General features: G+C 52.6%; 25 protein-coding genes. 19 read left to right on the top strand and 6 right to left on the bottom strand.

The genetic code is table 11. The annotated features are described in order from the left end of the window. Positions 1-167: 167 nt before the first annotated feature. The 5 genes from fliQ to RIC05_RS20520 all read left to right on the top strand — a co-directional run bounded on the left by fliQ (position 168) and on the right by RIC05_RS20520 (position 6,085). Entirely contained in the window at positions 168-437 is a 270-nt protein-coding gene (gene fliQ / locus RIC05_RS20540; RefSeq protein WP_350043321.1) for a flagellar biosynthesis protein FliQ, read from the top strand. A 52-nt stretch (positions 438-489) separates the two neighbouring features. Beyond that, positions 490-1,254 carry a flagellar biosynthetic protein FliR gene (gene fliR, locus RIC05_RS20535; protein WP_350047765.1) on the top strand — a complete coding sequence of 255 codons (765 nt, stop codon included), beginning with the start codon at positions 490-492 and terminating at the stop codon, positions 1,252-1,254. A 52-nt stretch (positions 1,255-1,306) separates the two neighbouring features. Continuing rightward, entirely contained in the window at positions 1,307-2,377 is a 1,071-nt protein-coding gene (gene flhB, locus RIC05_RS20530) for a flagellar biosynthesis protein FlhB (RefSeq protein ID WP_350047763.1), read from the top strand. 188 nt (positions 2,378-2,565) lie between these two features. After that, a complete protein-coding gene (locus RIC05_RS20525) occupies positions 2,566-5,160 on the top strand; it encodes a hybrid sensor histidine kinase/response regulator (protein ID WP_350047761.1) in 2,595 nt (864 codons plus the stop codon). A gap of 247 nt (positions 5,161-5,407) precedes the next feature. Next, positions 5,408-6,085, top strand: coding sequence for a substrate-binding periplasmic protein (locus RIC05_RS20520; RefSeq protein ID WP_350047759.1), 678 nt, complete (start codon positions 5,408-5,410; stop codon positions 6,083-6,085). Positions 6,086-6,127: 42 nt separating this feature from the next. On the opposite strand, the gene RIC05_RS20515 is transcribed toward RIC05_RS20520, so the two are convergent. The 3 genes from RIC05_RS20515 to RIC05_RS20505 all read right to left on the bottom strand — a co-directional run bounded on the left by RIC05_RS20515 (position 6,128) and on the right by RIC05_RS20505 (position 10,119). Next, the gene (locus RIC05_RS20515; protein WP_350047757.1) at positions 6,128-7,288 is read right to left on the bottom strand and encodes an alanine/ornithine racemase family PLP-dependent enzyme; all 1,161 of its coding nucleotides are present in this window, start codon (positions 7,286-7,288) and stop codon (positions 6,128-6,130) included. Then, positions 7,285-8,481 carry an N-acetyltransferase DgcN family protein gene (locus RIC05_RS20510; RefSeq protein ID WP_350047755.1) on the bottom strand — a complete coding sequence of 399 codons (1,197 nt, stop codon included), beginning with the start codon at positions 8,479-8,481 and terminating at the stop codon, positions 7,285-7,287. The genes RIC05_RS20515 and RIC05_RS20510 overlap by 4 nt, the downstream gene beginning before the upstream one ends. Positions 8,482-9,081: 600 nt before the next feature. Then, on the bottom strand, positions 9,082-10,119 hold the full coding sequence (locus tag RIC05_RS20505; protein ID WP_350047753.1) for a sodium:calcium antiporter: 1,038 nt from the start codon (positions 10,117-10,119) through the stop codon (positions 9,082-9,084). A 239-nt stretch (positions 10,120-10,358) separates the two neighbouring features. Between RIC05_RS20505 and RIC05_RS20500 the strand changes: the two genes are divergently transcribed. From RIC05_RS20500 to RIC05_RS20475, 6 genes are all read left to right on the top strand, one after another. Then, complete coding sequence (locus RIC05_RS20500) at positions 10,359-11,060, top strand: transporter substrate-binding domain-containing protein (RefSeq protein ID WP_350047751.1); 702 nt, start codon at positions 10,359-10,361, stop codon at positions 11,058-11,060. A gap of 256 nt (positions 11,061-11,316) precedes the next feature. Further along, a complete protein-coding gene (locus RIC05_RS20495; RefSeq protein ID WP_350047749.1) occupies positions 11,317-11,958 on the top strand; it encodes a substrate-binding periplasmic protein in 642 nt (213 codons plus the stop codon). Positions 11,959-12,389: 431 nt separating this feature from the next. Then, positions 12,390-13,106, top strand: coding sequence for a substrate-binding periplasmic protein (locus RIC05_RS20490; RefSeq protein ID WP_350047747.1), 717 nt, complete (start codon positions 12,390-12,392; stop codon positions 13,104-13,106). A gap of 86 nt (positions 13,107-13,192) precedes the next feature. Next, positions 13,193-13,870 (top strand): transporter substrate-binding domain-containing protein, encoded by a 678-nt coding sequence (locus tag RIC05_RS20485; RefSeq protein WP_350047745.1) that lies wholly within the window; start codon positions 13,193-13,195, stop codon positions 13,868-13,870. Between the two features lie 66 nt (positions 13,871-13,936). Next, complete coding sequence (locus tag RIC05_RS20480; RefSeq protein ID WP_350047743.1) at positions 13,937-14,650, top strand: transporter substrate-binding domain-containing protein; 714 nt, start codon at positions 13,937-13,939, stop codon at positions 14,648-14,650. A gap of 146 nt (positions 14,651-14,796) precedes the next feature. After that, a complete protein-coding gene (locus RIC05_RS20475; protein ID WP_350047741.1) occupies positions 14,797-15,696 on the top strand; it encodes a DMT family transporter in 900 nt (299 codons plus the stop codon). Here RIC05_RS20475 and RIC05_RS20470 read toward each other — a convergent pair. Next, the gene (locus tag RIC05_RS20470) at positions 15,679-16,197 is read right to left on the bottom strand and encodes a carboxypeptidase-like regulatory domain-containing protein (protein WP_350047739.1); all 519 of its coding nucleotides are present in this window, start codon (positions 16,195-16,197) and stop codon (positions 15,679-15,681) included. The genes RIC05_RS20475 and RIC05_RS20470 overlap by 18 nt on opposite strands. Then, a complete protein-coding gene (locus RIC05_RS20465) occupies positions 16,197-16,991 on the bottom strand; it encodes a DUF4198 domain-containing protein (protein ID WP_350047737.1) in 795 nt (264 codons plus the stop codon). Before RIC05_RS20465 ends, RIC05_RS20470 begins: the two co-directional genes overlap by 1 nt. 98 nt (positions 16,992-17,089) lie before the next feature. Here RIC05_RS20465 and nikR point away from each other — a divergent pair, with 98 nt between their 5' ends. Together nikR and recA are read left to right on the top strand one after the other, a co-directional pair. Then, the gene (gene nikR, locus RIC05_RS20460) at positions 17,090-17,569 is read left to right on the top strand and encodes a nickel-responsive transcriptional regulator NikR (RefSeq protein WP_350043307.1); all 480 of its coding nucleotides are present in this window, start codon (positions 17,090-17,092) and stop codon (positions 17,567-17,569) included. A gap of 296 nt (positions 17,570-17,865) precedes the next feature. After that, a complete protein-coding gene (gene recA, locus RIC05_RS20455; RefSeq protein WP_350043306.1) occupies positions 17,866-18,939 on the top strand; it encodes a recombinase RecA in 1,074 nt (357 codons plus the stop codon). Between the two features lie 83 nt (positions 18,940-19,022). On the opposite strand, the gene RIC05_RS20450 is transcribed toward recA, so the two are convergent. Beyond that, positions 19,023-20,069: a helix-turn-helix domain-containing protein gene (locus RIC05_RS20450; RefSeq protein ID WP_350047735.1), complete on the bottom strand. Its 1,047-nt coding sequence runs from the start codon at positions 20,067-20,069 to the stop codon at positions 19,023-19,025. Positions 20,070-20,199: 130 nt separating this feature from the next. Between RIC05_RS20450 and RIC05_RS20445 the strand changes: the two genes are divergently transcribed. The 6 genes from RIC05_RS20445 (at position 20,200) to alaS (ending at position 25,554) form a co-directional block, all read left to right on the top strand. Continuing rightward, on the top strand, positions 20,200-21,240 hold the full coding sequence (locus tag RIC05_RS20445; protein ID WP_350047733.1) for an alpha/beta hydrolase family protein: 1,041 nt from the start codon (positions 20,200-20,202) through the stop codon (positions 21,238-21,240). 231 nt (positions 21,241-21,471) lie between these two features. Beyond that, a complete protein-coding gene (locus RIC05_RS20440) occupies positions 21,472-21,612 on the top strand; it encodes an entericidin A/B family lipoprotein (RefSeq protein WP_350043303.1) in 141 nt (46 codons plus the stop codon). A 92-nt stretch (positions 21,613-21,704) separates the two neighbouring features. Then, on the top strand, positions 21,705-21,881 hold the full coding sequence (locus RIC05_RS20435) for a DUF1328 domain-containing protein (RefSeq protein ID WP_350043302.1): 177 nt from the start codon (positions 21,705-21,707) through the stop codon (positions 21,879-21,881). A 199-nt stretch (positions 21,882-22,080) separates the two neighbouring features. Further along, positions 22,081-22,224, top strand: a complete 144-nt coding sequence (locus tag RIC05_RS20430) for an entericidin (protein ID WP_350047731.1) — start codon at positions 22,081-22,083, stop codon at positions 22,222-22,224. Further along, positions 22,221-22,730, top strand: coding sequence for a GNAT family N-acetyltransferase (locus RIC05_RS20425; protein WP_350047810.1), 510 nt, complete (start codon positions 22,221-22,223; stop codon positions 22,728-22,730). The genes RIC05_RS20430 and RIC05_RS20425 overlap by 4 nt, the downstream gene beginning before the upstream one ends. 169 nt (positions 22,731-22,899) lie before the next feature. Continuing rightward, entirely contained in the window at positions 22,900-25,554 is a 2,655-nt protein-coding gene (alaS, locus tag RIC05_RS20420) for an alanine--tRNA ligase (protein ID WP_350047729.1), read from the top strand. Positions 25,555-25,716 lie beyond the last annotated feature (162 nt).

Raw genomic sequence — 25,716 nt, 5'->3', positions numbered from 1 at the left:
TGTGATTGAAACCATCTGACAAAGCCGTACGTGTTCGTGCGGCTTTTTTGGTTTTAAGAACCACAGGAAAAAACAGGAAATCATGGCAATAGGCGTGTCAAATCCTGTATGAAGAATAGTGGTACTTCAATGTACTGCATGGATAGAAGGCGAGGCGGGAAGACCAGATGGATCAAGCTGAAATCATGGACGTGGCCTATGACGCAGTGTGGACACTGCTAAAGGTGACCACGCCGCTGATGTTGATCGCCCTTGGTGTTGGTCTGATTGTGGCGCTGTTTCAGGCACTGACACAGATTCAGGAAATGACCCTGACTTTTGTGCCCAAAATCCTTGTAATGTTCATCGCCCTTTTGGTGCTGTTGCCGTGGATGATCACGGAGATGATCGAATTCATGGGGCGTATGGTTGACCATTTCATTGGTCTACCCAATTAGCGACGAAAATACTGCGCGTCTGGCGCGTTGATGTAAGGCAGTCGAAGACAAGATGGATCTTCAGGAACTACTTACCCTTAATGTCTATGTCGTCCTGATGACTTTCGCCAGGGTGGGGGCGGCTTTTGCTTTCATGCCCGGCATTGCTGCCCGTGCTGTTCCTGTCCGTGCGCGTCTTTTGTTCGCCGTTTGGGTCGCCGTGGTAATTTCACCCTTGGCAGGGCCGCTATTCCCACCGCAACCTGCCGATGCGCCGTCACTTTTGATCGCACTTGCCTATGAAATCACTGTCGGGCTGTTTTTTGCATTGTTTGCACAGGTGATGATGGCGGGTTTGCAGACAGCAGGGTCAATTATTGCCTACCTGTCATCCATGGCAAATGCCTTTAGTGCCGATCCGTTATCCGGGGCGCAAAGTGCGGTGACGGGGAATTTCCTGCTGCAGGTTGGCTTGGTGTTGCTGTTTGCGACCGGCATGGATCATTTGATGATTCAGGCGGTGTTTGAAAGCTATACCCTGTTTCCGCCCGGTGGAGTCTTGCCTGTCGGGGATATGAGCGAATTTTTTGCCACCGCAATCAACGACAGTTTTGCGATTGCGACCCAACTTTCCGCACCGTTTCTGATTGTTGCGCTATGCCTGCAGATCGCGTTGGGTTTGCTCAATAAATTGATGCCGCAATTGCCGGTATTTTTTGTCGCCATGCCGATCCAGATTGGGTTGGCACTGCTTTTATTGACCTTGGCCCTGCCATCCATGATGATGGTGTATCTTGGATATTTCGAGAACGGGCTCGAGGCGTTTCTCAGTCCGTAAGGCCTGATGCGCGGCATTTGTATGCCGGTATCGGCCCAAAATGGGTTTGCCAATGGCAGAAGAAGACGACAGCCAAAAGACAGAAGACCCCACAAGTAAAAAGCTTGAGGACGCGCGAAAAAAGGGTCAGGTGCCGGTTTCCAAGGAAGTCGGTAACTTTATGCTGTTGTTTGGCGGCGGTCTTGTCATGATCATGATGGGCCCATCAATGGCCGAAAGTGTGCGGGATCTGTCTTATGGCTTCATCGAACATCCGCATATGTTTGACGTCTCTGTTTCCGGGTTCCCGCTTCTGTATAAAGACGTGATTATCGGCATGCTTTGGGTGCTTGGAATCCCGTTTGTCCTGCTGGTGTTCTTTGCTGCGACCGGGCATCTTATTCAAAACGGGCTTGTGGTTGCGCTTGACCGGATTGAACCAAAGCCTGAAAAACTCAATCCGCTGAAGGGACTTAAGAACCAGTTTTCGATGAAAACGATGGTCGAGTTCATCAAGAATGTCAGTAAAATCATTCTGGTCGGGGTTGTTCTGACGCTGGTGATCATGCCGGAAATGCTTGATATCGAGCTTTATCCGCAGCTTTCACTCGCACTCACGCTTGAGCGACTTTACGACATGATCGTGATCTTGCTGATTGCGACAATTTCCCTGACAGCCGTGATTGCTGGGCTTGATTTTGCCTATCAACGCTATGAATTCACCAAGCAGATGAAAATGTCGCGTCAGGAGATCAAGGACGAATACAAACAGACCGAAGGTAGCCCCGAGATCAAAGCCAAGGTCCGTCAGATCAGGATGGAACGTGCCCAGCAGCGCATGATGTCAAACGTGCCGAAGGCCGACGTCGTGATCACCAACCCGACGCACTTTGCCGTTGCACTGCAATATGATGTCGGTGAAATGGCAGCCCCGATGTGCATTGCCAAGGGGCAGGATAATATTGCGCTTAAAATTCGTGAAGTTGCCGAAGAACACAATATCACGATCATGGAAAACCCGCCTGTGGCACGCGCCCTGTTTGCCACGGTCGAGATTGATCAGGAAATCCCGCCAGAACATTACAAAGCCGTCGCCGAGATCATTTCCTTCGTCTTCCGCCAAAAGGGCAAGAAGCTTGGATGATTGCCGACGGGAATGGCGTATTTGCAATGCGGGTCACGTTATGATCGAACCGTGACCGGATAAGTGTGCGGTAAACGGCTTTTGATAAAGCTCGGCCGCGGTCTTTAAACTTGCCGGTAGCCAGTTGGTCGATAAGCAGCTAAAAGTATAGACTATATTGATAAGTTATTGGTGCTAAAGGCGGTCGCGTGCTGTTTCGGGGACTCATCCTTGCTGTAAGTGTCGCATTTCTGGCGTTTGTCTTCGTCCTGATGGACGTGTTGGCAAAGGCGGGTCTTGACGCGCGTTTAATGTGGATCATCGGTGCGATGGTCACGGGTGTTGCTATTGTTGCCGTGGCTGCGCTGGCACTGTCGGCGCGCTGGCGAAATGGGGGGCATGCCGAACTGGGCCCGCTGGTTGCCGGGCTTGCCAGATCCGATATTGGCGTTGCGCTGATTGATGCCTATGGCCGAACAATTTATGCCAATCCTGCTTTCCCTCACAAACTTGGTATCGAACCGGGATCGGACATGCTTTCCGCACTTGAAGCGCGGCTGTCTTTCCTTGGTATCGGCAATGATGACCTTGCTGAATTGCGGACCCGTGCGATGCGCGGCGACGGTGGGCAGATGTTTGTTGATCTGTCGCGCTCTGAAAAGTTTGAACAGTCTGACCAAAATGACGATCCCGTTTCTGATGAGGCCAAGGAAAAAGCAAAAGATGCAGATGGGGCTGTTCCGGCATCCGGGGCCTGCCTTCGAATTGCGGTAACCGCGGCCAATGCGCGGGCCGGACAGATGTTATGGACTGTCGACGGGGTTGATGCGTCGGTCATGGCGGACGCGGGTGCATCCCTTCTTTTGCCTTCTGAAAATGATCAACCAAGCTTTGCCCTTTCTGCGCCGCAAGGACCTGAAATGGTGGGGAACCTTCCGGTAGCAGCGGCTGCAGGCGGGTTTGAGCTGGCCGATCAGATGATTGAACGGTTGCCGGTTGGTGTTTGCGGGCTTGATGAAGAAGGACGCATTCTTTACCTCAACCGTCGCTTGGCCAGTTGGCTGGGCGGGGAGCCTGAAGAATTCAACAATGGCACGGTCGAACTTGCCGACCTGATTGTTGGTGATGGCATCAATGGCGAGGTGAAATTCAAGGTCAATGGCGGCGACCCGATCCGCTGTTTTGTAACCCATTCCATCAATGCGCCGGGAACCGGCCCCATTCGCAGTCAGGCCGTGATCTTCCCCGATCCAATGCCTGCGCATGAATGGGAACATGCCTTGGCCGAAACCGAACGTCGGGTGCGCTGGTTCTTTGATGAAAGCCCGCTTTCGATCGTTCTGGCAGATATGTCTGGTACGGTGACCGATGCCAACCGCGCCTTTATTGATACAGCCGGACAGAACCACGACAAGGTTGTCGGGCGTTCGATCCTGGAGCTGATCCTGCCTGAAGACCGTGATGAAGTGGCGCGCTATCTGTCCAAGGCTGTGATGGGCATGGGCAAAGGCGGGCAGATCGAAGCCCGTCTTGTTGGTGCACGCGGCGTTGCCGCCCAGATTTATCTGCAACGGGTGGCCGGGCGTTCGGGCGAAGCCGGTGCGTTGCTTTTGAACTTCCTTGATACGACCGAACAGAAGAACCTTGAGGAACAATTTGCCCAGTCCCAGAAAATGCAGGCTGTTGGTCAGCTTGCCGGTGGGGTGGCGCATGATTTCAACAATCTTCTGACCGCGATGATTGGTTTCTGTGATCTTCTGTTGTCGCGCCATGGGCCGGGTGATCCGAGCTTTGCCGACATCATGCAGATCAAACAGAATGCCAATCGTGCGGCCAATCTTGTCCGGCAGCTTTTGGCGTTTTCACGTCGTCAGACATTGCAGCCAAAAATCATCAATATCACCGATGCGCTGGCTGAAATGTCGAACCTTTTGCGCCGTCTGATTGGTGAGAAGATTGACCTTAAAGTCAGTCATGGGCGTGATATCGGTCTGGTCAAAGTCGATCCGGGCCAGCTTGATCAGGTGATTATCAACCTTGTGGTCAATGCCCGCGATGCCATGGCAGGTGAGGGCGGAACATTAACCGTTCAGACCAGCACTGAAATCGTTGATGAACCAACCGCCACCGGCACCGAAGTGATCCCGCCGGGCGATTATATCGGCATCAAGGTTTCAGATAACGGCATTGGTATTCCAAAAGACAACCTGACCCGTATTTTCGAACCCTTCTTCTCGACCAAGCAGCGCGGCGAGGGCACGGGCCTTGGCCTGTCGACGGTTTATGGCATCGTCAAACAGACGGGCGGGTTCATTGCGGTTAATAGCGAAGAAGGCAAAGGCACGACCTTTACCATCTATCTGCCCCGCTATGAGGCAACCGAAAAAGAACTTGCTGAAACGCAGGCGGTGGCAGAAGAAGCCCCGTCACGTGATTTGACCGGCACCGGTGCGATCCTCCTGGTCGAGGACGAAGATGCGGTGCGGACATTTGGCGCACGTGCGTTGCGGAGCAAGGGCTATGACGTGCTGGAAGCCAATAACGGCGAGAACGCGCTTGAGGTCCTAAACAAAACCGACAAGACGATTGATCTGGTCATTTCCGATGTTGTGATGCCCGGTATTGATGGACCAAGCCTGATCCGTATGCTGCGCGAACAAAAGCCGGAACTGAAAGTCATCTTTATCTCAGGCTACGCCGAAGATACCTACCGCGATGAACTTGACGAAGAAAACGGTGTGCATTTCCTGCCGAAGCCCTTCTCGCTCAAAGACCTTGCGACCAAGGTTAAGGAAGTTCTGTAATCAATCTGGTTGCAATGCGCCAAATCGATCTGTTTTTGGGTGTTCTGATGGTAAACCATACTTCCGCACGTTAGAGTGTGTTGCATGTAAATCGGACCGGAACAGAGTCCGAACACAGAAGAATTGCCGGTTAGATGGCTTGTAAAAGCGGGGCGGCAATTTACCGGATGGGACATATAACAAAAAAATTGCTGTGGGGTATCAATTGGCACGCAATTTCAGAAAAAGGGCAGCGCGCAGCTGCGCGATGGCCTTGATCGTTGTCCTGGCGGTTTTTCTTTCCTGGCGGCTTGTTCCAACGGCATCTGCAGATGAGGTGTGCCTGCGGATTGCCTTGCCCGAGGCGACACGGGGCGGCTTCGGTCTTGAAATCTATCGGGATGTCATGCGGGAGGTTGGCGTATGTGTCGAGCCGGTCCGTATGCCCAACGCACGGGCGGTTGCCGCCATGCAGCATGGGGATATTGAAGGAGTTTTTGCGGTCCTTGATGAGTTTGAAGACCTTGTCGGCGTTCCGATGGTGCGGGGCAATGTTTTGGTCGGGAATCCACAAGGGCTTCTTGTCGTGCGTGACGGGACCATAAACGAACTGTCCGATCTGACCGATCAAGAAGTTGGCATCTGGCTGGGGGCCAGTTGGTCCGAAGCCTTGCTCGGGGAATACAAACACGTTGTGCGCTGTCCTGGTGGCCCGCAAATGATGCAAAACATGCTGGCCCGCGGTCGTATTGATGCCATGCTGATTAACGGCTTTTCCCTTGAGGTGCTCGGTGGCGTTCCCGATGGTTTTGTCTCAATCCCGGTCATGAATCTGCCTGTCTACAGCTGGTTGCATGCCGACCATGCCCGCCACCTGACGCAATTCGACAAAGGAACAGAGTTGTTCCGCAACAAGATCATCGAATGGCGCAAAAAGGCACTTTGATCCGAACTGGTGCGATCCTTTTGGTCGAGGGTGAAGATGTCGTTATGCCCGGTATTGATGGGACAAGCCTGATCCACATGCTGCGCGAACAAAAGCAGGGGCAGCTTGCGGCATAAGACGGGATGTCTCGACTTTCCCAATGTAGGTCTTCTCGACATAGGGCGATGTCATGGCGCGCAAAAGCGCTGAATAATCTGGCAAGAACGATACTTCCGACCCAACCCGCATTTGGGTGGTGCCGGTGTTGAGGAGAAGGTGGTCGCTGCTGGCACCAAGGACTTCAATGCCGTCTGGTGGGCACAGGCCAGATGGATCAACGTCTTGCTGCCCGATGGCAAGGATGGCTTGGAAAACGTCGCCAACGTCTTGTGCAATCGGCGGTGCGCCAAATGTGGTTTGGGCGATTGTGCCCCACGGTTTTGACGGTTTTGTTTTGCTTTCGATGACCTCCGCAGTCAAACGGATTGCATCGGTGTAAAGGCCATGGATAGGCTGGCGGTGTAGGGGATCGCACCCCAGTAATATCGCCTCCCCCAGCCGCAGGTTGTTGATCCGGCGAATGTTCCCGCCAGAGAACACCCAGTCAAGATTGCTGGAATTGCCCCCCGACACGACAGACATGGGATGACTGGTCGCATCTGCAGCGCCATCTATACGGTTTGCCAAGGCAGATAGCGTTCCCATGTTGTCATTATCTGGGGATATGCCGTTTCTACAGGCAAGGTTTGCACCAAGGCCTATGAAGGTGACGTTTGGCAAAATAGATAGGAGCTGAATGGTTTTCCCAACGTCACAAGGCATAAGCCCCTCGCGCAGGTCGCCGAGTTCGACCATAAGGATGACGCCGTGCTGTTTGCGGGTTTTTCGGGCTGCGCTGGAAAGCGCACGGATCACGTCGGGTTCGGTATTAAGGCTGATATCTGCCGCCGCAACGACCCTGTCAACTTGACTGATCATTGGCGATCGGATCAGGGTGATTGTGGTGTCAATACCGGCTTTACGCATACGTTCAATGTTTTCAATCCGGGAATCTCCCAGTGATGTGACGCCTGCGCGTAGTAGCACCTTTGCCAGTTGCGGCGCACCGCAACAGGCTTTGGTAACCCCGGTAACCGAAATGCCATGCGCCTTAAGGCGTGTGACCAGTGTCTTCGCATTGTAAAAAATCTTGTCGAGATCAATCTTAATTCTCGGCGAACTCATTGAACGCTGAGGGACAGCTTCCTTTGCAGTGCAGGGAACGAAGACAAGATCATTTGAGCAAGTTCGTCGACAGGACGGGCAAGCGCATCTGTGACAGGGATACCAAGTTGTTCCTGATAATGCAGGATGCTGTTGGAAATCTCGTTGTCGGTCATGTTCTCATGATTGATGGTCAGTCCGATGACTTTGGTGTCTGAAAACGCCTCGATCAGGCTGATTTCTGATTTTGGTTCTGGCATTGGCATTTGATCGAAATCGCAACGATGTTTGCGCTTTGGAGCGTGTTGCAGAATAACACCGTCCGGCACACTACCGCGCAAAATAAAGGCCGAGGTACAAAAGGCCGGATGGCTCAATGCACCCTGTCCCTCGACAATAATGATGTCAGGATCTTCGCCCTTAAAGGCATCGATAATGGTTGCTTCGAGTTCACCACAGCAAAACTGTGACGGCACGGCGTCAAGGGCAACACCATATCGCGATCCCTGCATGATGCCGGTCTGGCCAGTCGGTATCATGACAGCATTGATACCGCGCTCGATCAACGTGCGGGTCAGGATGCTTGCTGTTGTGCGTTTGCCAATCGCGCAGTCAGTACCAAGAACCGCGATCCGGGGGCAGGTAACGTTATTGATATTGCCGGTGAATAAACGCAGATTGTTCTTCGGACGAGGTTTTCGGATGTCGATGATTTCAACATTCTGGGCCCGGGCCGCGGCGACGAATTCGGGATCATCATTGAGAAATTCATGAAGCCCGTTGACGACATTCATCCCATTTTTCAATGCACCAAGAACAACTTGACGTTCTGCCGTGGACAGCATCCCTGTTGCGGGCGCCATGCCATAGATAAAATAGTCAGGTGTTGACTGATGGGTTGAAAGTGCTGCGTCCAGATCCCGGAAAATCGGGATTGTGTTCGGGTGTCCGTCAAGAACTTCACCTGCATCGCGGCCTGCTTGGGTGCTGTCGATAACCGACATAATTTCGTATTTTTCGGAATGACGCACCAGTCCGTTTGCCGTCTTCCCGTCTGGCAAACCAAAGTTGCCTTCGCAATAAATAAGCGCTGTTGGCGTATGAAGGTCTTTTGAACGCGGGCTTCTGAGGTCAGAAGCTATCGCGATGGAAGAACTGACAGGTAAATGGATGATGTTTTCGGCTTTTGATGAAGTGGACAATGTGGTGGTCATATAGGTTTCCGTGACTGAACATTGGTATGCCGTCGCGGCATGGAGTTTTCTGCCGCGTCGTCTTTTGCGTGGTCATGCAAAGGCCAATATGAATGAAGTTTGAATTTGCGGAGTGCCCGTCGGTAAGCGGGTCGCGATGTATCTATGCACCGCAAAAGCTTATTAACCGTCGGGTTGTTGGATTGAACTGAACGGGAAAAATGCACGGGCCGTGCAGTTATTGCCCGTGATTTGTTAGAATTGTTGAACTCATCACAAAATATAGTAGATCATGAAATCAATCATGCACCTGTTTGTGAGAATTTACAATGTAATATTAAGTATATTTATTTATGTATTTCTCATTAATGTTGAAATAAATAACAGTATAGATGTGATATATATTATTTTTTATTTCAATTTATTCAATGATAATGGAGAGTTTGGCGTCATATATCGCTGGATATAAAAGTAATATTTGTTCGATGATGCCAGAGGATCCCGTCATGGTCAGCGTAGTGAAGGACGATCCCTCTTTGCCACTCTTGGAAAAAGACGTTGCGACCAAGGTTAAGGAAGTTCTCAAACGGTCAGGGGCAGCGGTTGGGGGTGAACAGATGTTTACCCCGCCAGATAGAATATCGATCCGACATAGAGCGTAAGCATCGCAACACTTTCCCAGCCAATATTGCCAATGCCGCGCCGTTCACGGTTGAGCATGCCCAGTAACAATACCCCGCTCATCAGGACCACCAGTGCGATGGTGAAAAGGTGCTGGTCGTTAAACGCGGCATAGATTGATCCATCGCGATAGGCAAAGTCCGATGCGGCCAGAAACAGCACGTCAAACGCATTGCCGCCAACAATATTCCCGACCGCCAGATTGACCGCCCCCAAGCGCACCGCGGCAATGGCAGAAACAAATTCCGGGAAGGATGTCGAGATTGCGGTCAGGAAAGTACCGACTGCTGTTTGGCTGGCGCCGGTTTTATCAACAATTGCCAGACCCGCCTGACCGATCACATGACCGGCAATCGCGGTGAGCAGCGCAAAGGCAAGGAATTCTCCCCATAGCCTTACACTACTTTGTGGATGCGTATCGGGTTTGTGCTGCTTGGCGTCTTCTTCTGTCAGATCGGTTTTCTTGGGATGCCACATCGGTTCATCACGGATTTCTGACAGCAAGCTCAGACCGAACCCATAGATAACGAACAACAAGATTGATGCCGGATGAATGTGAAAGATCATCCATTCCGGCCCGGCATAGGCAAGGATGGGCACAGAAAGCATGCTGACAAGCAGCGTCGTCTGGGCAAGGCCGGTTGCACTTGCCGCGGCATGTTCCAGATTGCCCTTGCGATAGACCAGATCGGCAATCGCCAGAAAAGTTGTCTGCGCGGCAATCCCGCCAAGCGCATTCCCGATGGCCAAATCAGTATGACCCTGCCAGGCGGTGGAGACGGATAATACACTGCCCGGAAGGCTTGTCGATATGCCGACAAACAAGGCCCCGGAAATGATCTGGCCCATGCCGGTTCGCTCGGCAAGTTTGATGGCAATCCCGGCAAGTCGGGTTCCGGCAAAACCGATAATCAGGGTGCAAATGGCAAAGATCACGATGATCAGGCCAAGCGATTGTTGGGCAAGGTCAAAGGGCATCAGGCGGGTTCCGTAAGTGAAAAGGACCTACCTGATTTAACACCTGACGTGCGGCCTTGTTCCGCCAAATAAATCGTATTATACAAAGCTGCGTCGTGAAATGGTGTTGCACAGTTTATCGTGCCTCTCATCAGGCCAGAAACACGGTTACCGAAACCAATCCCGATGACGGGAATTCCGTCGAGACCGGATCACGCTGTAAATGGTAAAGGCTTGGAATAAAAGCCGTTGAGATGTGTATGCCAGCCAACTTTAAAAACAGTGTCGTTCGGTACTGTTTGTTCATTGCCGTATTTTCCCAAGCTTTTGTCCTGTCATCCGGGGTTTTGCCGAGTGCGGATGCCGCAGCCCCCTGTCTTCGGATTGCTCTGCCTGAAATTCACATTGATGATCAAAAGATCAAACTTTATCAGCAGGCGATGGAGGGAGCCGGATTATGCGTTCAGCCGCAAGCCTTGCCTCAGATCAGGGCAGTTCTAGATCTTCGGGAAGGTAAAATTGACGGTGTTCTTGTCGCGCGGGATGACTTGCCTGATCTGGTCGGGGTTCCGGTCTTACATGGTGACGTTTTGCTTGGCACCTTGAACGGGTATCTTGTGGTCCGCGATGGTCCAGTAAAGGGAATGAATGACCTGAAAAACGAGGTGCTTGGCGTGCCATTGGGGGCAACTTGGCCAGAAAAACTGATCAGGGCGTATGGCAATGTGCTTAAAGTTCCGCGCGGCGCGAATATGTTGCAGGAAATGCTTCTGGAAGGGCGGATAGATGCCATGCTGCTGGATGAATATTCGCTGAACCAATCGGGCGGCGTACCCGAAGGATATCAGGCAATCGTCGTCGACCAGTTTGAACTATACAGTTGGCTGCGTGCGGAATTTGCTGATTTTCTGCCGAAATTTGATGCGGGGACTGCAGTCTATCTGGACAAACTTGGTTACTAGGGGCTGCGCTCGAAAGTTAGGGTAGGGAATTTCAATTAGAAAACGGACCTATTCAAAGGGGCTAATCCAAAGTATCTTTTAACGAACAGGCCAAAAGGTCTGAAAACAGGGTCCCGAACATAACGGGACTGCCAATCCGGGAACGCGGCCTCACAATAAACAAGACAGATACCGCGGGAGAGATATGGCGCATACCCCAAAACACCTTTTCGTTCGATCCTGTGTTCTCACAATAATATTATTGCTGGCCTTATTCTTGTCCTTTAGGGTTCTGCCCTCGGCACAGGCGGATGAACCTTGTCTTAAGATCGCTTTTCCCGAGCCGGTTCAATCGGATGGGCTTGATCATTTTTACCGACTGGTTATGCGCAAAGCTGGTCTGTGTGTCGAAACCGTCAACATGCCCAATGCGCGGGCGCTTATGGCGGTGCGCCATGGCGAAGTGGACGGTGTTTTTGCAGGACTAGATGAATTCGGCGAAAATGTTGGTGTACCTGTGATTCGCGGGACTGTACCGGTTGGTAACCCTGATGGCTTGTTGGTCATCAAGGAAGGTGGCGTTAGCGCATTGTCGGCGCTGACAAACGAAACCGTGGGTGTTTGGCAAGGCGTCCTCTGGTCCGAGGGCATGATGGAAAATTATCCTCATGTTGTCCTGATCCCTGGCGGGCCGGAAATGATGATGGAAATGCTTTTGAAAGGACGCATTGATGCGATGCTGATCAATGGGCATTCACTTGGTGTTCTGGGCGGCGCACCTGAGGGGTATGTCGCAAGTCCCATTGCCAAATTAGCTGTCTATAGCTGGCTAAGTGCAAAGCACGAAGCCCTGCTGCCGCAATTTGATGAAGGCACAAAGATGCTTCGCGAACAGATAAGCGAATTGCGTAAAAAGTAGTTCCTTGGATGTTCTGCCGCCGTTTGCCCAAGGAACTGAGCTGTTTTGCAACAAGATTCGCGCATGCTTGGAAAAAGAGTTCTGATCCAGATTGATCCGCATTACTGCCCGTTCTGATTTTGCTGCAGGGCAACGGCATGGCCATTTCAAAACCCGATCTTCCATAGATTACATAGACTTGCCAGATGGTATAAAATGCTGCGCTGTGACTAAGGGTTTTCCGTGCAGCACATGCCTTTGGAATCCCTTGCCCCTTGGTTTTTTATGGTTCTAAAGTTGATCTATATTGGCACCAAAGCCATGCGTTAAGATCAACGGAACGAACGATAATGACCCGGCCACACATTTGTGATGGCGGGCAATCAGGAGAAAACGGCACATCTTACAATGTTCAAAATAGAACAGGGATTGTGGCCGTTGTGGGGGAAACTATGGCATTGCGTAAGCTCGGCAGGATCGTTCGACCTTGCCCATTGGCCATCGGTTTGGTGGTCGCATTTTTCGTGTCATTTAACTTGCAACCATCAGCTCGTGCTGACGAGGTTTGCCTGAAAATTGCCTTGCCAGAATTGGTTGATCAGGATCGATCCGCCGAACAATATCGTGCCGCAATGGCCAAGGCGGGGTTATGTGTCGATACGGTCCGCCTTCCGAACAAGCGCATGGCCGATTTGTTGCGTCGGGGCGAAATTGATGGTGTTTTTGCCGGCGTCTTGGATTTCCGCTCATCTGTCGGCATACCCTTGGTCCTTGGCACGGTTGTTGGGCGTTCCAAAGGGGTTCTTGTGACCAGAGACAAGAATATTCACAAGCTGAGCGATCTTCGAAATCAGGAAATCGGTGTCTGGCTTGGGGCAGGATGGGGGCTTAAAGAGCTTTCAGACTATGCCGATATCATAACCGTTCCGGGCGGCGCGGAGATGATGTTGCGCATGATGCGCCAAGGGCGTCTGGATGGCGTATTGATAGATGATCATTCACTGCGCCTGACCGGGGGCATTCCGGATGGCTACTACGCGATAGAGGTGGAAACGCTGACCAACTATAGCTGGTTGCGCAAGGAATACGAGGCGCTCCTGCCCCGTTTCAATCGTGGGACCGATCTGTTTCGTGCGGCACTTGACGTTCAGCCGGAAACGAATTTGTGAAATTTTTCGCGTAAATCCAATTATTTGATTGAACTCGCGCGGGTCCGGGGCCACCTGAATCAGATGTCCCGGACGGAGTTCCCTTAATGCGTTTGCCTTTCACGATGTGGTTGTTGTTTGCCTTGTTTGTGGGGGGCGTAAACACGCAGCAAGCACAGGCGCGGAACTGCCTTGATATGTCGACAACCGGTGACTATCTTGGCCTGAAGGTTGGCGAGACGCTTGAAAGGTTGTTCGCTTTCAAGACCCCCTGCTTCATCGTCAGTTACCTTCCGACGGTGCGTTCATCGCAAATGTTGATTGCCGGTGAAATCGATGGCGAACTTCTGCGTATTGCCGATTTCCCCCCTTACAAAAATGCCGATGTTGTCATGGTCCCGGTTCCGCTGATTGACGGCAAGGGCATTCTTGTCAGCAGCGATCCCGACATCACATCTGTTGAAAATGTCGGACGTGGATTGCTGGGCGTGCTGCGCGGGATTGAATGGTCAACAATGGCGTCCAAGGGCCATGTAAACCGCGTCTTGCTGCCCACTGCCGGTGTCATGGTTGACATGTTCAACACGGGGCGACTGGATGCCTTTCTGATCGATAATATCAACCTTCGCCAATATGAGAATAAACTGGTTGATGCCCATAAAACGGTTGTGATGGAACGCCATGCCTATATCTGGCTGGCGGGAAAACATCGCGATCTGGTTCCGGACATCAGCCGTGTCCTCGAAGAATTCTATGCCGACGGAAATTCCTTTGTCGGGTTCTGATTTTTTGCGACATCTGTCTTGTATTTTCTATCTGGAGTGTACAAAAGCACCCGGAGTTGCGGGCTGATGGAGACGTTGAATTTGAGTGCGATTGCCCGTGTCACAGTCGGTGTCGTTGTTAGTGCCATAAGTGCGCTGTTGTCTGTGTCGATGGTACATGATGCCGTCGCGAACGAATGTCTGACTTTTGCCACCCCGGAAAACACGGTGGGTAAGCAAGTCGCTCAGAATTTTGAAGCCGTCGTCGCATCGACCGGGCTTTGTGCCAAGGTTCTTGATCTGCCACCGGAGCAATCCGAACGGATGTTTCGGGCAGGTGAACTTGACGGCGAACTGACCCGGGTCATGGATTACAGCGATTACGAACAGCGCGGGATGATCCGTCTTGCGACCCCGTCCATCGAAGGACAAGCGCTTCTGGTCAGCTTCGATCCAACATTGAAATCGGTTCCTGAACTTGATGGACGTTTGTTGGGCATGTTGCGCGGCATCGAATGGCAGCGCGAAATGGCAAGAGATCACGGCAATCGGGTGTATTTGCCCAACTATTCTGTGATGGTCGAAATGCTGTCGCTTGGGCGTATTGATGCGATGCTGATTGATAACATTACCTTCAAGCGGCTGGGCGGGGTTCTGGCGTCCCCCAGCCGGGTAATTATCGGCTATCGAAATGTCTATATCTGGATGCAACCGCGTCACAGCGATATCGCCCCCATCATTTCGGATGCCCTCGCCAAATTTCAAAGCACTGGCAAAAGCCTGCTAGATCCCGCCGATTAACAATCCCCTCGACGCTTCATTGCAACAATTCAGATTGCAAACGTCAGCAAAATTGCGCTTATGCTCTGATCGCTTGCTGCCACCACAGCCAATGCTACATCCGGCGATACGACCGGCTCCGATAACAAGACTTGGAAACGTGCCCCATGATCCCCCTGTTTGGTGAGGCTGCTGCCTTTACTGCTGCGCTCTGTTGGGCGACTTCAAGCATGATCTTTTCCAACATTGGCGGGAAAGCTGGTGCGCAAACGGTCAATCGCGGGCGTTTGGCCTGTTCAATCTTTTGCCTGACGATCCTGCATTGGGTTCTTGAAGGCCAGCCATGGCCAAGCAGTGTAACGTGGGAACAACTGGGCTGGTTGTCTTTGTCATCCGTGCTTGGGTTGGTGATTGGCGATGCCATGCTGTTTCAGGCCTTTGTCATGATCGGGGCCCGACTTTCGATGTTGTTGATGTCAACGGTTCCGATCATGGGGGCGGTTTTGGCGTGGGTGTTGTTTGATGAAACCCTGCGCCCGATTGAAATCACCGGGATTGCCTTTGGCATTGGCGGGGTGCTGGTGGTTATTCTTGGTAAAAGGGGCCGTCCCGCCGGGCTTGCCGGGCGTAATTATGTGCTGGGAATCCTGTTTGGGTTTGGCGGGGCAGTGGGACAGGTCGCCAATCTGATTACCGCCAAATACGCCTTGATTGATGGCTATTCCGCACTGTCGGCAACGTGGATCCGAACATTGGTCGCGGTGATTGCCATGTGGGGTGTCGCGTTATTGCTTGGCCGTGTGCGCCGAACGGTGACCGCCTGTGTTGTGCCTGACGTTGGCAAATGGTTGTTCCTTGGTGCGTTGATCGGGCCGGCGGTCGGGGTGTGGCTTTCGATGTTGGCGGTTCAGAATGCCAATGTCGGGATCGCATCGACCCTGATGGCTTTGCCGCCGGTCTTGCTGATTGTGTATGAAGGGCTGATTTTGCGCCGATCGGTTGGCTGGCAGGCGGTGCTGGGCACCTGCCTTGCCTTTGCCGGGGTGGCATTACTGTTCATGCATTGATCGTTTTGTGTCCGCGTGATGTCGCCAGATCAATAACCCGCCAAACAGATTTGCCAAAAGGCTAAATCCGAACAGAATATCCGCCCAAAGGGGCAAATCAAACAGGGCTGCTGTACCTTTCATCGCACCTTGTGATGCGGATTGGTCGGGTTCTTGTGCCATATCGGGCTGATAACCAAGTTGCACGACATGGCCCATGCCGTCGGCAACCTTTATCCGCCAGGTATTGGTGGGGTTATCTCCCAATGTTGTCGGCGCGGCGGCAAAGGCAAAATGACCGGTGCGATCTGTGCGGGCTTTTTGCCAGATTTTCCCATCGGGACCGGTAACAACGACTTCGGCAAAGGCCATCGGGCTACCGTCGGTATAGCCAAAGCGATAGCTAACCGTGTCATCATTTTCCATGATCTGCCAACCGGCTCCGTGGGCAAGTGCGCCTTCTGGTCCCGCGAAAAGCAGAACCAGAAGGGCAGGAAGCCAGTGAACGGGGTGAGGCAACATCACTCCTGACCATCCACAAAGAAGGTCAGGGTGGCCCGCAGATTATGAACCTGAACCCCTTCTTGCTGATCGGCTACGTCTGTTGCGACCCGGACAACCCAAAGACCCGGCGATGAAATGCGGACTTTGGCGATTGCACCGCCGCGCGTGTCAGAAAGTGTTTCGCTATAATAGGCCCAGGAAGACGGGGTATCGGTAAACCCGGCATAGGTCGCAAGAACAGTTGTCGTCAAAGGCTGCCCATCCAGCAGAATTTGAAATTCGGCATCGTTGCCGATTGCGGTTTTGCGCGGATCGGCAAGCGGAACGATTTCAAGTTTGTCATTCAGTGGTGCAGTAATAACAGCATCGCTTTGCGATGAGCCGATCAGATGTTTGGAAAATTTTTCATAGCGTGAAGAGGTGATCGCATCTTCATGTTGATCAAGGTCGCCTTCCAGCCAGCCATCAGGTGTTTGTGACCAGACGACAGGCAAACGATGGGTGCGCAGCCATGCCGATTGATCCGGATAGGTAAAGGGCGCCACAAGATTTGGGGCATCCGGGTTTGTTGTAACTTCCAGATCGGATTTCTGTGATGCCGTAATCAGTTGCGCGCGCACATGTTTGGGGGCTTCGGCTTCTTCGGGAATACCGAACTGATGGGTCGAATCCATCGTCAGGATCGCGGTGCTGCCGGGGGGGACATCTGTGTGATCCGTACTGGCAATAAATTCATGGGCCATCGCCACACTGCCCAGAAGGCATCCGGTCACACCAATTATCAGGGCGCGTGCGAACTTTGATTGAAACATCTGCTATCCTTTGGGAAATTAGGTCTGTAAAATAACGCGTATGAAATTTTCAAAATTGTTCATACAAGTCAAGATAATGATTCTGAAAGGGATTTGCGATGACCCGCGTGACTGTATCGATTGAAGACGATCTGATGGAGGCCTTTGATGCCTTCCTTGACAGCCGTGGTTACACCAACCGATCCGAAGGATTTCGCGATCTTATTCGCGAAAAACTGCAAAACACCAAGCGCGAAGAGAATGCCGACGGGGTCGGGATTGCAGTCCTGAATTATGTCTATGACCACGAAGAACGTATGCTGGCTTCACGCCTGATGAGTACCCAGCACGAACATCACAATCTGACCGTATCGACGGTGCATTTTCATATTGATCATGACACCTGCCTTGAAAGCGTGACGTTGCGCGGCAAACTCTCGGAAATTCGTGCCTTTGCTGACAAAGTCCTCGCCCAACCGGGTGTGCGCCATGGGCAGCTTTATTCCGTACCTGGCGAATTGCATGTTGAAACCCATCATCACGGTGACGGCGATGAAGGACATGCGCACAAACACGAACATCTGAAAATCACCAGCTGATCGTTACCTGATCGTTGCGCGGGTTTTAGCTTTTATAATGTTGTGCCCGGCCAGTAACTTGGCCGGATTTGTTGTTTGCGGCTGGAATATCTCACCTCAGAAATGAGAACAAACTTGCAACATCTAAAATTTTATGACAATGTTCGCATTATGTTCTCAAACGTTCTGCTGGCATGTACAGGGTTTTCAATCTGTTAGGGCAGCAGGTTCTTTTAGCGGTGGCGTTCCGCAATTAGGTCCGGGGAACCGCCTGCGTTGCATCCTACCCGGCCCTGTGGAATAAGAGAGTTCGAGCAATGATTCAGACCGCGCTGCATTTGGTGGATAAGGATACTATGGATAAGCAGAAGGCACTTGAAGCCGCCCTTGGGCAGATCGAACGGGCATTTGGCAAAGGTTCGATCATGAAGCTGGGCCAGCGGGATAGCGGTATCGATATCTCGGCTATTTCGACCGGTTCGCTCGGCCTTGATATTGGGTTGGGTATTGGCGGCTTGCCGCGTGGCCGTATTGTTGAAATTTACGGTCCGGAAAGTTCGGGTAAAACCACACTGGCCCTGCATACCATCGCCGAATCCCAGAAACTGGGTGGCACATGTGCCTTTGTCGATGCAGAGCACGCTCTTGATCCCGGATATGCCCGCAAACTGGGTGTGAACACCGACGAACTGCTGATTTCGCAGCCTGATGCAGGCGAACAGGCGCTTGAAATCGCCGACACGCTGGTGCGCTCCGGTGCGATTGATGTTCTGGTCGTCGATTCGGTTGCCGCCCTTGTGCCGCGTGCAGAGCTTGAAGGCGAAATGGGCGATACCCATGTTGGCCTGCAGGCCCGTCTGATGAGCCAGGCACTGCGTAAACTGACCAGTTCGGTTTCGCGGTCGAACTGTATGGTGATCTTCATCAACCAGATCCGTATGAAGATCGGTGTGATGTTTGGCAGCCCGGAAACCACATCTGGTGGTAACGCGCTTAAATTCTATGCCTCGGTTCGTCTTGACATCCGCCGTATCGGTCAGATCAAGGATCGCGACGAAGTCGTTGGCAACCAGACCCGTGTCAAAGTTGTTAAAAACAAAATGGCACCGCCGTTCAAACAGGTCGAGTTCGACATCATGTATGGCGAAGGCATTTCCAAGATGGGTGAAATCCTTGATCTTGGTGTCAAGGCCGGCATTGTAGAGAAATCAGGTTCTTGGTTCTCGTACAACTCCACCCGTATTGGTCAGGGCCGCGAGAACGCCAAAACCTTCTTGCGCGAAAACCCGGAAATGACCAACGAAATCGAAGCCAGCATTCGTGAAAGTGCCGGTTTGATCGCCGAAGAAATGACCAATATGAGCGAAGACAATCCGTCCAACGACGATTGATCTACTTTGCGATTATGAAATGTGAAAGCGGGCGCCTTGTGCGCCCGTTTTTTTTGTGCCCAGACTGTCGCCATGGCTACTGACTACAAACTTCCAGCGGAGGGTTGCTGCGGCCATTGGCTGGGCGTTTTGCCCGTAATGCGCAAGAATTCGCGGTTGAAGTTTGATTTGGTGTTAAAGCCGCTTGCCAGCATTGCCGTCGTGACATTCTGCCCGTTTTCCAGTTCGCGGCAGGCATGTTCAATCCGGTATTTGTTGATGTAGCGCGACACATTTTCACCCGTCGCAGCGTTGATCGCGGTTGAAACCTGTTTAAGCGGATAGCCCAAGCGCCGTGCCAGCCGGGCGAGTGTCAAATCGGGATCAAGATACAGCTTCTTGTCTGCGATCAATGTGTCCAGCTGCGCCATGATATCGGCAACCGGAACATCATCAGTGGCTTTGGACGTTGGCGACACTGGATGCATCACATCGATATCTGATGCGGGGCCATCTTCAATTTCATCTCGCGGGTCCGAGGCAATGTCGGGCGACAAAGACAGAAAGCCGATGGTAAGCAGCGCGATGGATGAAAAGATGCTGAGAATCAAACCCGGCGCACTGTCATAGCCAAAGGAAAGTGCCAGCGAGATACACACATCGCTGACGGCCGATGCAATTAATGCGATGGCAATTGCCCGCCAGATCAGGGCCGGAACATGCCCCGATGCCAGCCGCGCATGGGCAAGATCGTTGCTATGTCGGTGAAGCATCACAAGGATTGCGCTGCCATAACCGACAAATACGGCAACCAGCAACACATCAATCACGACCGGGACTGCTATGACGGCACAGGCAATCGCGACGGGCACAAGAAAATGAAGAAGGTCGGTCGCATGACGCCGCGAACGGATGCCGCCATCAAGAAAGGCGACCCACGCCAATGCCGGAATGAACGACGCGGTCATTGGCTGCAACAGGCGGAGTTCAGTGACCCCGTAATATTGCACCACGGATACGGTAATACTTTGACAGGCACATGCCAGTAGCAAGGCCGCAAGCAGCCGTGGCGTGTTGGAAAACAGGGTTGCGCGCAGGAACAAAAATCCAAGCAGCATGGCCACAATCATCGGAACGGGTAAAACGATCATGGGGCTACTCAATCCAACATCACCATGTCCCAAAACCGGTTTTGCACGTCCTTAAACCGGTTCGAGGACGCCACAACCCCAAAGCAGGAGCAATTTCAATCCGTTCAACATTAAAACACGGATAGAAATCATGAAACATGTAACTTCTGCGATGACCATTGCTGCCGGGCTTGTGACGGCTTTGGCATTCGGTACGGCACAGGCTGCTGATGACTATGCCGGCTATGATCGTTTCGATGTGCGCGCGGCACATCGATCCATGCCGGTTGCGGCATCTATCTGGTATCCGGCGGGAACCCATATATATCGTGCGCCGGTCGGCAGGAGTTCGATCTGGCAAAGCACAGATGCCTATATCGGGGCGGCAATCGAGGTGGGAAAGCATCCACTTGTTCTGTTATCGCACGGGTCGGGCGGGAATATGGACGGGATCGGCTGGCTGTCATCGCAACTGGCCTTGCGCGGTGCGATGGTGTTGGCTGTCAATCATCCGGGAACGACATCGGGTGATTCATCCCCGCGCCGCACGATGTATCTTGGGCAACGCTCAAACGATATCAAAGCTGCCCTTGATCAGGTTTTGGACAATCCTGAATTCGCCCCCTATATCGATACAGATCAGATTTCGGCCGTCGGGTTTTCACTTGGCGGGACCACGGTGCTTAATCTTGCCGGGATGCGGTTTGACCGCGATGCGTATCGTGATTATTGCGATACATTCCAAAACAAGGCGCAAGATTGCGCGTTTTATCGCAAGGGTGGTGTTGATTTTGCCCATCTGCCCGACGATTTTGCCACCGATGCCTATGATCCGCGCATCACAAAGACCGTCGCGATTGAACCGGGCATGACCTATGCGGTTAACGAAGACAGCATCAAGGCGGTTTCCAATCCCGTTCTGTTTGTCCGCTTAGGCGTCGAGCATGGCTGGTTGGCAAGTGATCTGAGCGAAACAGGAAGCAATCTTTTGGCCCGGATGGAAAATGCCAAGATGGCTGTGTTTTCCCCGGCAGACCATCTGACATTTTTGGCCGAATGCGTGCCAGGTGCGGTTGAGTTGCTTGAAGAAATAGAAGATGATCCGATTTGCTCAGATCCCGAGGGAACGGATCGTGGTATGATCCATCGTCAGGTTGTTGATGAACTCGCCGGATTTCTTGGCCTACGTTAAACGCGATGTCCCAAAACGATATTTCTGGTCGGGGACGGGGCAAATGCCGCCATGTTCCCGACCTGCCCCAAAATGATCACGATTGGCCAAGGTGCTTGGAAAGCCAAGGCTTGCACCTGCCTTAATTGCGTCAAATCAAGTGTTTGGCTGGTGATCGGGGAACAAATGCCGGTTTCTTCCGTTTTGATAGGTGTTAAGAAATTTGCACCTGAACAAACAGGAGAAACGATAATGACTGACTTTTTGAAGAAGTTCCTTGCTGTTGCGATGATCACTGGCATGGGTTTTGGTCTTGCCGCGTGTGAAACCGCAGAAGGCTTTGGTCGGGACATGGAAGATGCCGGTGAAGCCATTCAGGAAGAAGCCGACTAACCAAAATGTTCTGCATAACCGTTCACATGCGTGCTGGCTGATTTCCCCCTTCTGGCCAGCGGGCAGTGGCGGACAGAAACAAGGAGAATATCATGTTAGGTTGGGCAATCTTTTGTCTTGTCTTGGCGCTGATCGCAGCCGTGTTGGGCTTTGGCGGTTTGGCCGGGACCTTTGTTGGCATTGCGCAGATTCTGTTCTTTGTCTTTATCGCGCTGTTTGTGATCTCGCTTCTGGTCAATGCGCTGCGTGGACGCAGGCCGCCCCTGTGACGGCGCGCTGTGATCCAAAACAGATAACCAGACAAACAAAAACATATATACGAGCATCCAGAACCGGCATGCCATTGCATGCCGGTTTTGATGTGCGCTGATAACAGTTGCGCGCCGCGACTTTGCCCGACAATATAAAGCGATAACAAAGAACATGACGCGCATGGGCGCAGGTCACCGAGACGGAGTAGAAAGACAAATGTCGATCCTTGTTAAACGCATTTTGGCCGTGGCCCTGATTGCCGGGTTTGGTTTCTCGCTTGCTGCCTGTGAAACAGCAGCCGGTTTTGGCCGCGATGTGGAAAAGCTTGGCGAACAGATCCAGGAAGGTGTGGATAAATAACCATCTCCGCTGTTGCAACATCAAGGCTGACCCTGTCTCCGCCGACCCTTTCTGACATTCCTGATCTGTATGCATTCCTTGGCGATCGGGATGCCATGCACCATACCCGTCATGATGAAAGCTTCGCGGCCTGTCGTAAACGCGTTTTCGTTCATGAATGGCGCCGTCGGCATGACGGATTTGCCCCGTGGGTTGTCCGGCGGGCCGAACAGCAAGATATTATCGGCTGGGGCGGACTCTATATCGATCCGTTCGACCCGGGCTGGGGACCTGAACTTGGATATTACTTCCACCCCAAAGGATGGGGGCAGGGATATGCATCCGAACTGGCCAGGGCCGCAATTGATTTTGCCAACGACTTTACCGGGCTTGAGGCACTAACGGCTTTTGCCCACCCGGAAAACACCCCGTCGCGTAAGTTACTGTTGCGACACGGATTTGCTCATATCGATTTTGTACCTGCAATGAACCGGGACCGGTTTGGCTTATCCTTGCATCGCGGCTAATGGCTTTGATGATGGTGACCTTTTGGCGCGCTTAATGCGTAAAACATACGACAATTACCTCTGACATCTCTCGCCCGACTGGACAGCGTGAGGTCGAGCCGTTAAATAGTGCAGTCCATCCGCCAGAATGGCGGGTGCATTTGTTCCGCGTTTTCCGGGTTGGAGAGATATGCAGACCGTTAATGATATCCGCACCACATTTCTGGAGTTCTTCCGCAAGAACGGCCATGAAGTCGTTTCCTCCAGCCCGCTGGTGCCGCGCAATGACCCCACCCTGATGTTTACCAATGCCGGGATGGTTCAGTTCAAGAACGTTTTCACCGGTCAGGAACAGCGCGATTATTCCCGCGCAGTCACCTCGCAGAAATGCGTGCGTGCTGGTGGTAAACATAACGATCTTGAAAATGTCGGTCGCACCGCACGCCACCACACGTTTTTCGAAATGCTCGGCAACTTTTCGTTTGGCGATTATTTCAAGGAAAACGCGATTGAATTCGCGTGGAACCTGATCACCAAGGAATATGGCCTGCCGGCCGACAAGCTGCTGGTGACCGTCTATCACACTGATGACGAAGCCCACGCGCTTTGGAAAAAGATCGCCGGTCTGTCTGATGACCGCATCATTCGCATTCCGACCTCTGACAATTTCTGGTCGATGGGCGATACCGGCCCGTGCGGTCCATGTTCGGAAATCTTCTTTGATCATGGCGATCACATCTGGGGTGGTCCTCCAGGCAGTGCGGAAGAAGACGGCGACCGGTTCATTGAAATCTGGAACCTTGTCTTCATGCAGTATGAACAGATGGCAAACGGGGATCGCATTGATCTGCCAAAACCATCGATTGATACCGGCATGGGCCTTGAACGTGTTGCCGCTGTGTTGCAGGGCAAGCACGATAACTATGATATCGATCTGATGCGTGCATTGATCGAAGCATCGGCAGACGCAACCAATACCGATCCGGACGGTCCGCATAATGTGTCGCACCGTGTGGTTGCCGACCATTTGCGCTCAACCAGCTTCCTGATTGCCGATGGGGTTCTGCCATCGAACGCCGGTCGCGGTAACGTTCTGCGCCGGATCATGCGCCGTGCCATGCGCCATCTGCACATGATCGGAACGCAAGACCCGGTAATGTATGAACTGGTCCCGGCACTTGTTCGCAAAATGGGCGGGGCATTCCCGGAACTGGTTCGCGCACAGGCCCTGATCGAAGAAACGCTTAAACTTGAAGAACATGGCTTTAAAACCATGCTTGATCGCGGGCTTAAGATGCTTGATGACGCGACCTATGGCATGGATGAAGGGGCGATCCTTTCAGGTGATGTTGCTTTCAAGCTTTATGACACCTATGGCTTCCCGCTTGATCTGACGGCGGATGCGCTTAAAGCACGCAAGATCGGCATTGATGAAGACGGGTTCAGCACCGCCATGGAAGAACAAAAGGCCAAGGCACGTGCTGCATGGTCGGGTTCTGGTGATGCCGCCACCGAAGAAGTCTGGTTCGATGTTCAGGACCGCGACGGTGCGACCGAATTCCTTGGCTATGAAACCGAAACCGCCGAAGGCGTTGTTACCGCACTTATCAAGGACGGTGCCGAAGTCAAATCAGCCTCCAAGGGGGATGACGTTGCCGTGGTTGCCAACCAGACGACCTTCTTTGGTGAATCCGGTGGTCAGCAGGGCGATTCAGGCATCATCAAAACCGAAGGCGGTGCGGTGATTGAAATCACGGCGACGCAAAAGAAACTTGGCACCTTGCATGTCCATCTGGGCAAAGTTGTCGAAGGTGATGTCAAAGTTGGCGATGCTGCAGAATTCCGTGTGGATCATGCGCGTCGTTCATCCCTGCGCGCCAACCATTCGGCAACCCACCTTTTGCATGCGGTCATGCGCAAGCATCTTGGCGGCCATGTCACCCAGAAGGGGTCCTTGGTGGCAAAGGATCGTCTGCGTTTTGACGTGTCACACCCAAAGCCGGTTACCGCAGCAGAAGCCGCAATCATCGAGGCCGATGTAAATCGCCTGATCCGCGAAAACAGCGAAGTTTCCACCCGTTTGATGACCCCCGACGAGGCGATTGAACTGGGTGCGATGGCGCTGTTTGGTGAAAAATACGGCGATGAAGTCCGCGTTGTTTCCATGGGCCTGCCAGAGGCAAACGAACATGCCTATTCGCTTGAACTGTGTGGCGGTACGCATGTGAAGCGCACCGGTGATATCGGCATGTTCAAAATCGTCTCCGAAGGTGCCGTTTCAAGCGGTGTTCGCCGGATCGAAGCCCTGACCGGGGACGATGCTGCGAATTACATGGCAGCGCGTGAAAATGTTCTAAGCACAGTGGCGTCCGAGCTTAAAGCCGCCCCGGAAGACGTTCCGGCGCGTGTTAAAGCGCTTCAGGAAGAACGCCGTCGTCTGGAACGTGAAGTCTCTGACCTGCGCAAGAAGCTGGCAACGGCCGGTTCGGGCGGGGCATCGGGCGATGATGCGTTCAAGGAAATCAACGGTGTGAAACTGGCCCTGCGTGCACTTGAAGGCATTCCGGCCAAAGAACTTAAAGGGATGGTCGATGAACTGCGCGATCAGATGGGATCGGGCATTGTCGCGCTGGTTTCGGATGACAATGGCAAGGCATCCATCGTGGTTGGCCTGACCGATGATCTGAAAGACAAGTTCAGCGCAGTTGATCTGGTGCGCATCGGTGTTGAGAAGCTTGGTGGCAAAGGCGGCGGTGGCCGCCCGGACATGGCACAGGGTGGCGGTTCTGATCCATCCCAGGCCGATGCCGCATTGACCGCGATTGAGGCACATGTCGCGGGCTAAGCATTCAATAGTATTGTGCCGTCCTAAAATAAGTTGACGATTTTTCATGGAGCCAGCGGAATATATCTGCTGGCTTTTTGATGCACTTGATCTGGCGTTTGCATAGCCAGAGCGAGGTGCGGTCTCATTGTATTATAATTCTGCACAGCTTCCTTGACCAGT

Source organism: Thalassospira sp., from assembly GCF_040218635.1.
In the GTDB taxonomy this organism is placed as follows: domain Bacteria; phylum Pseudomonadota; class Alphaproteobacteria; order Rhodospirillales; family Thalassospiraceae; genus Thalassospira.
This window is presented reverse-complemented; position numbering and strand designations above follow the sequence as displayed.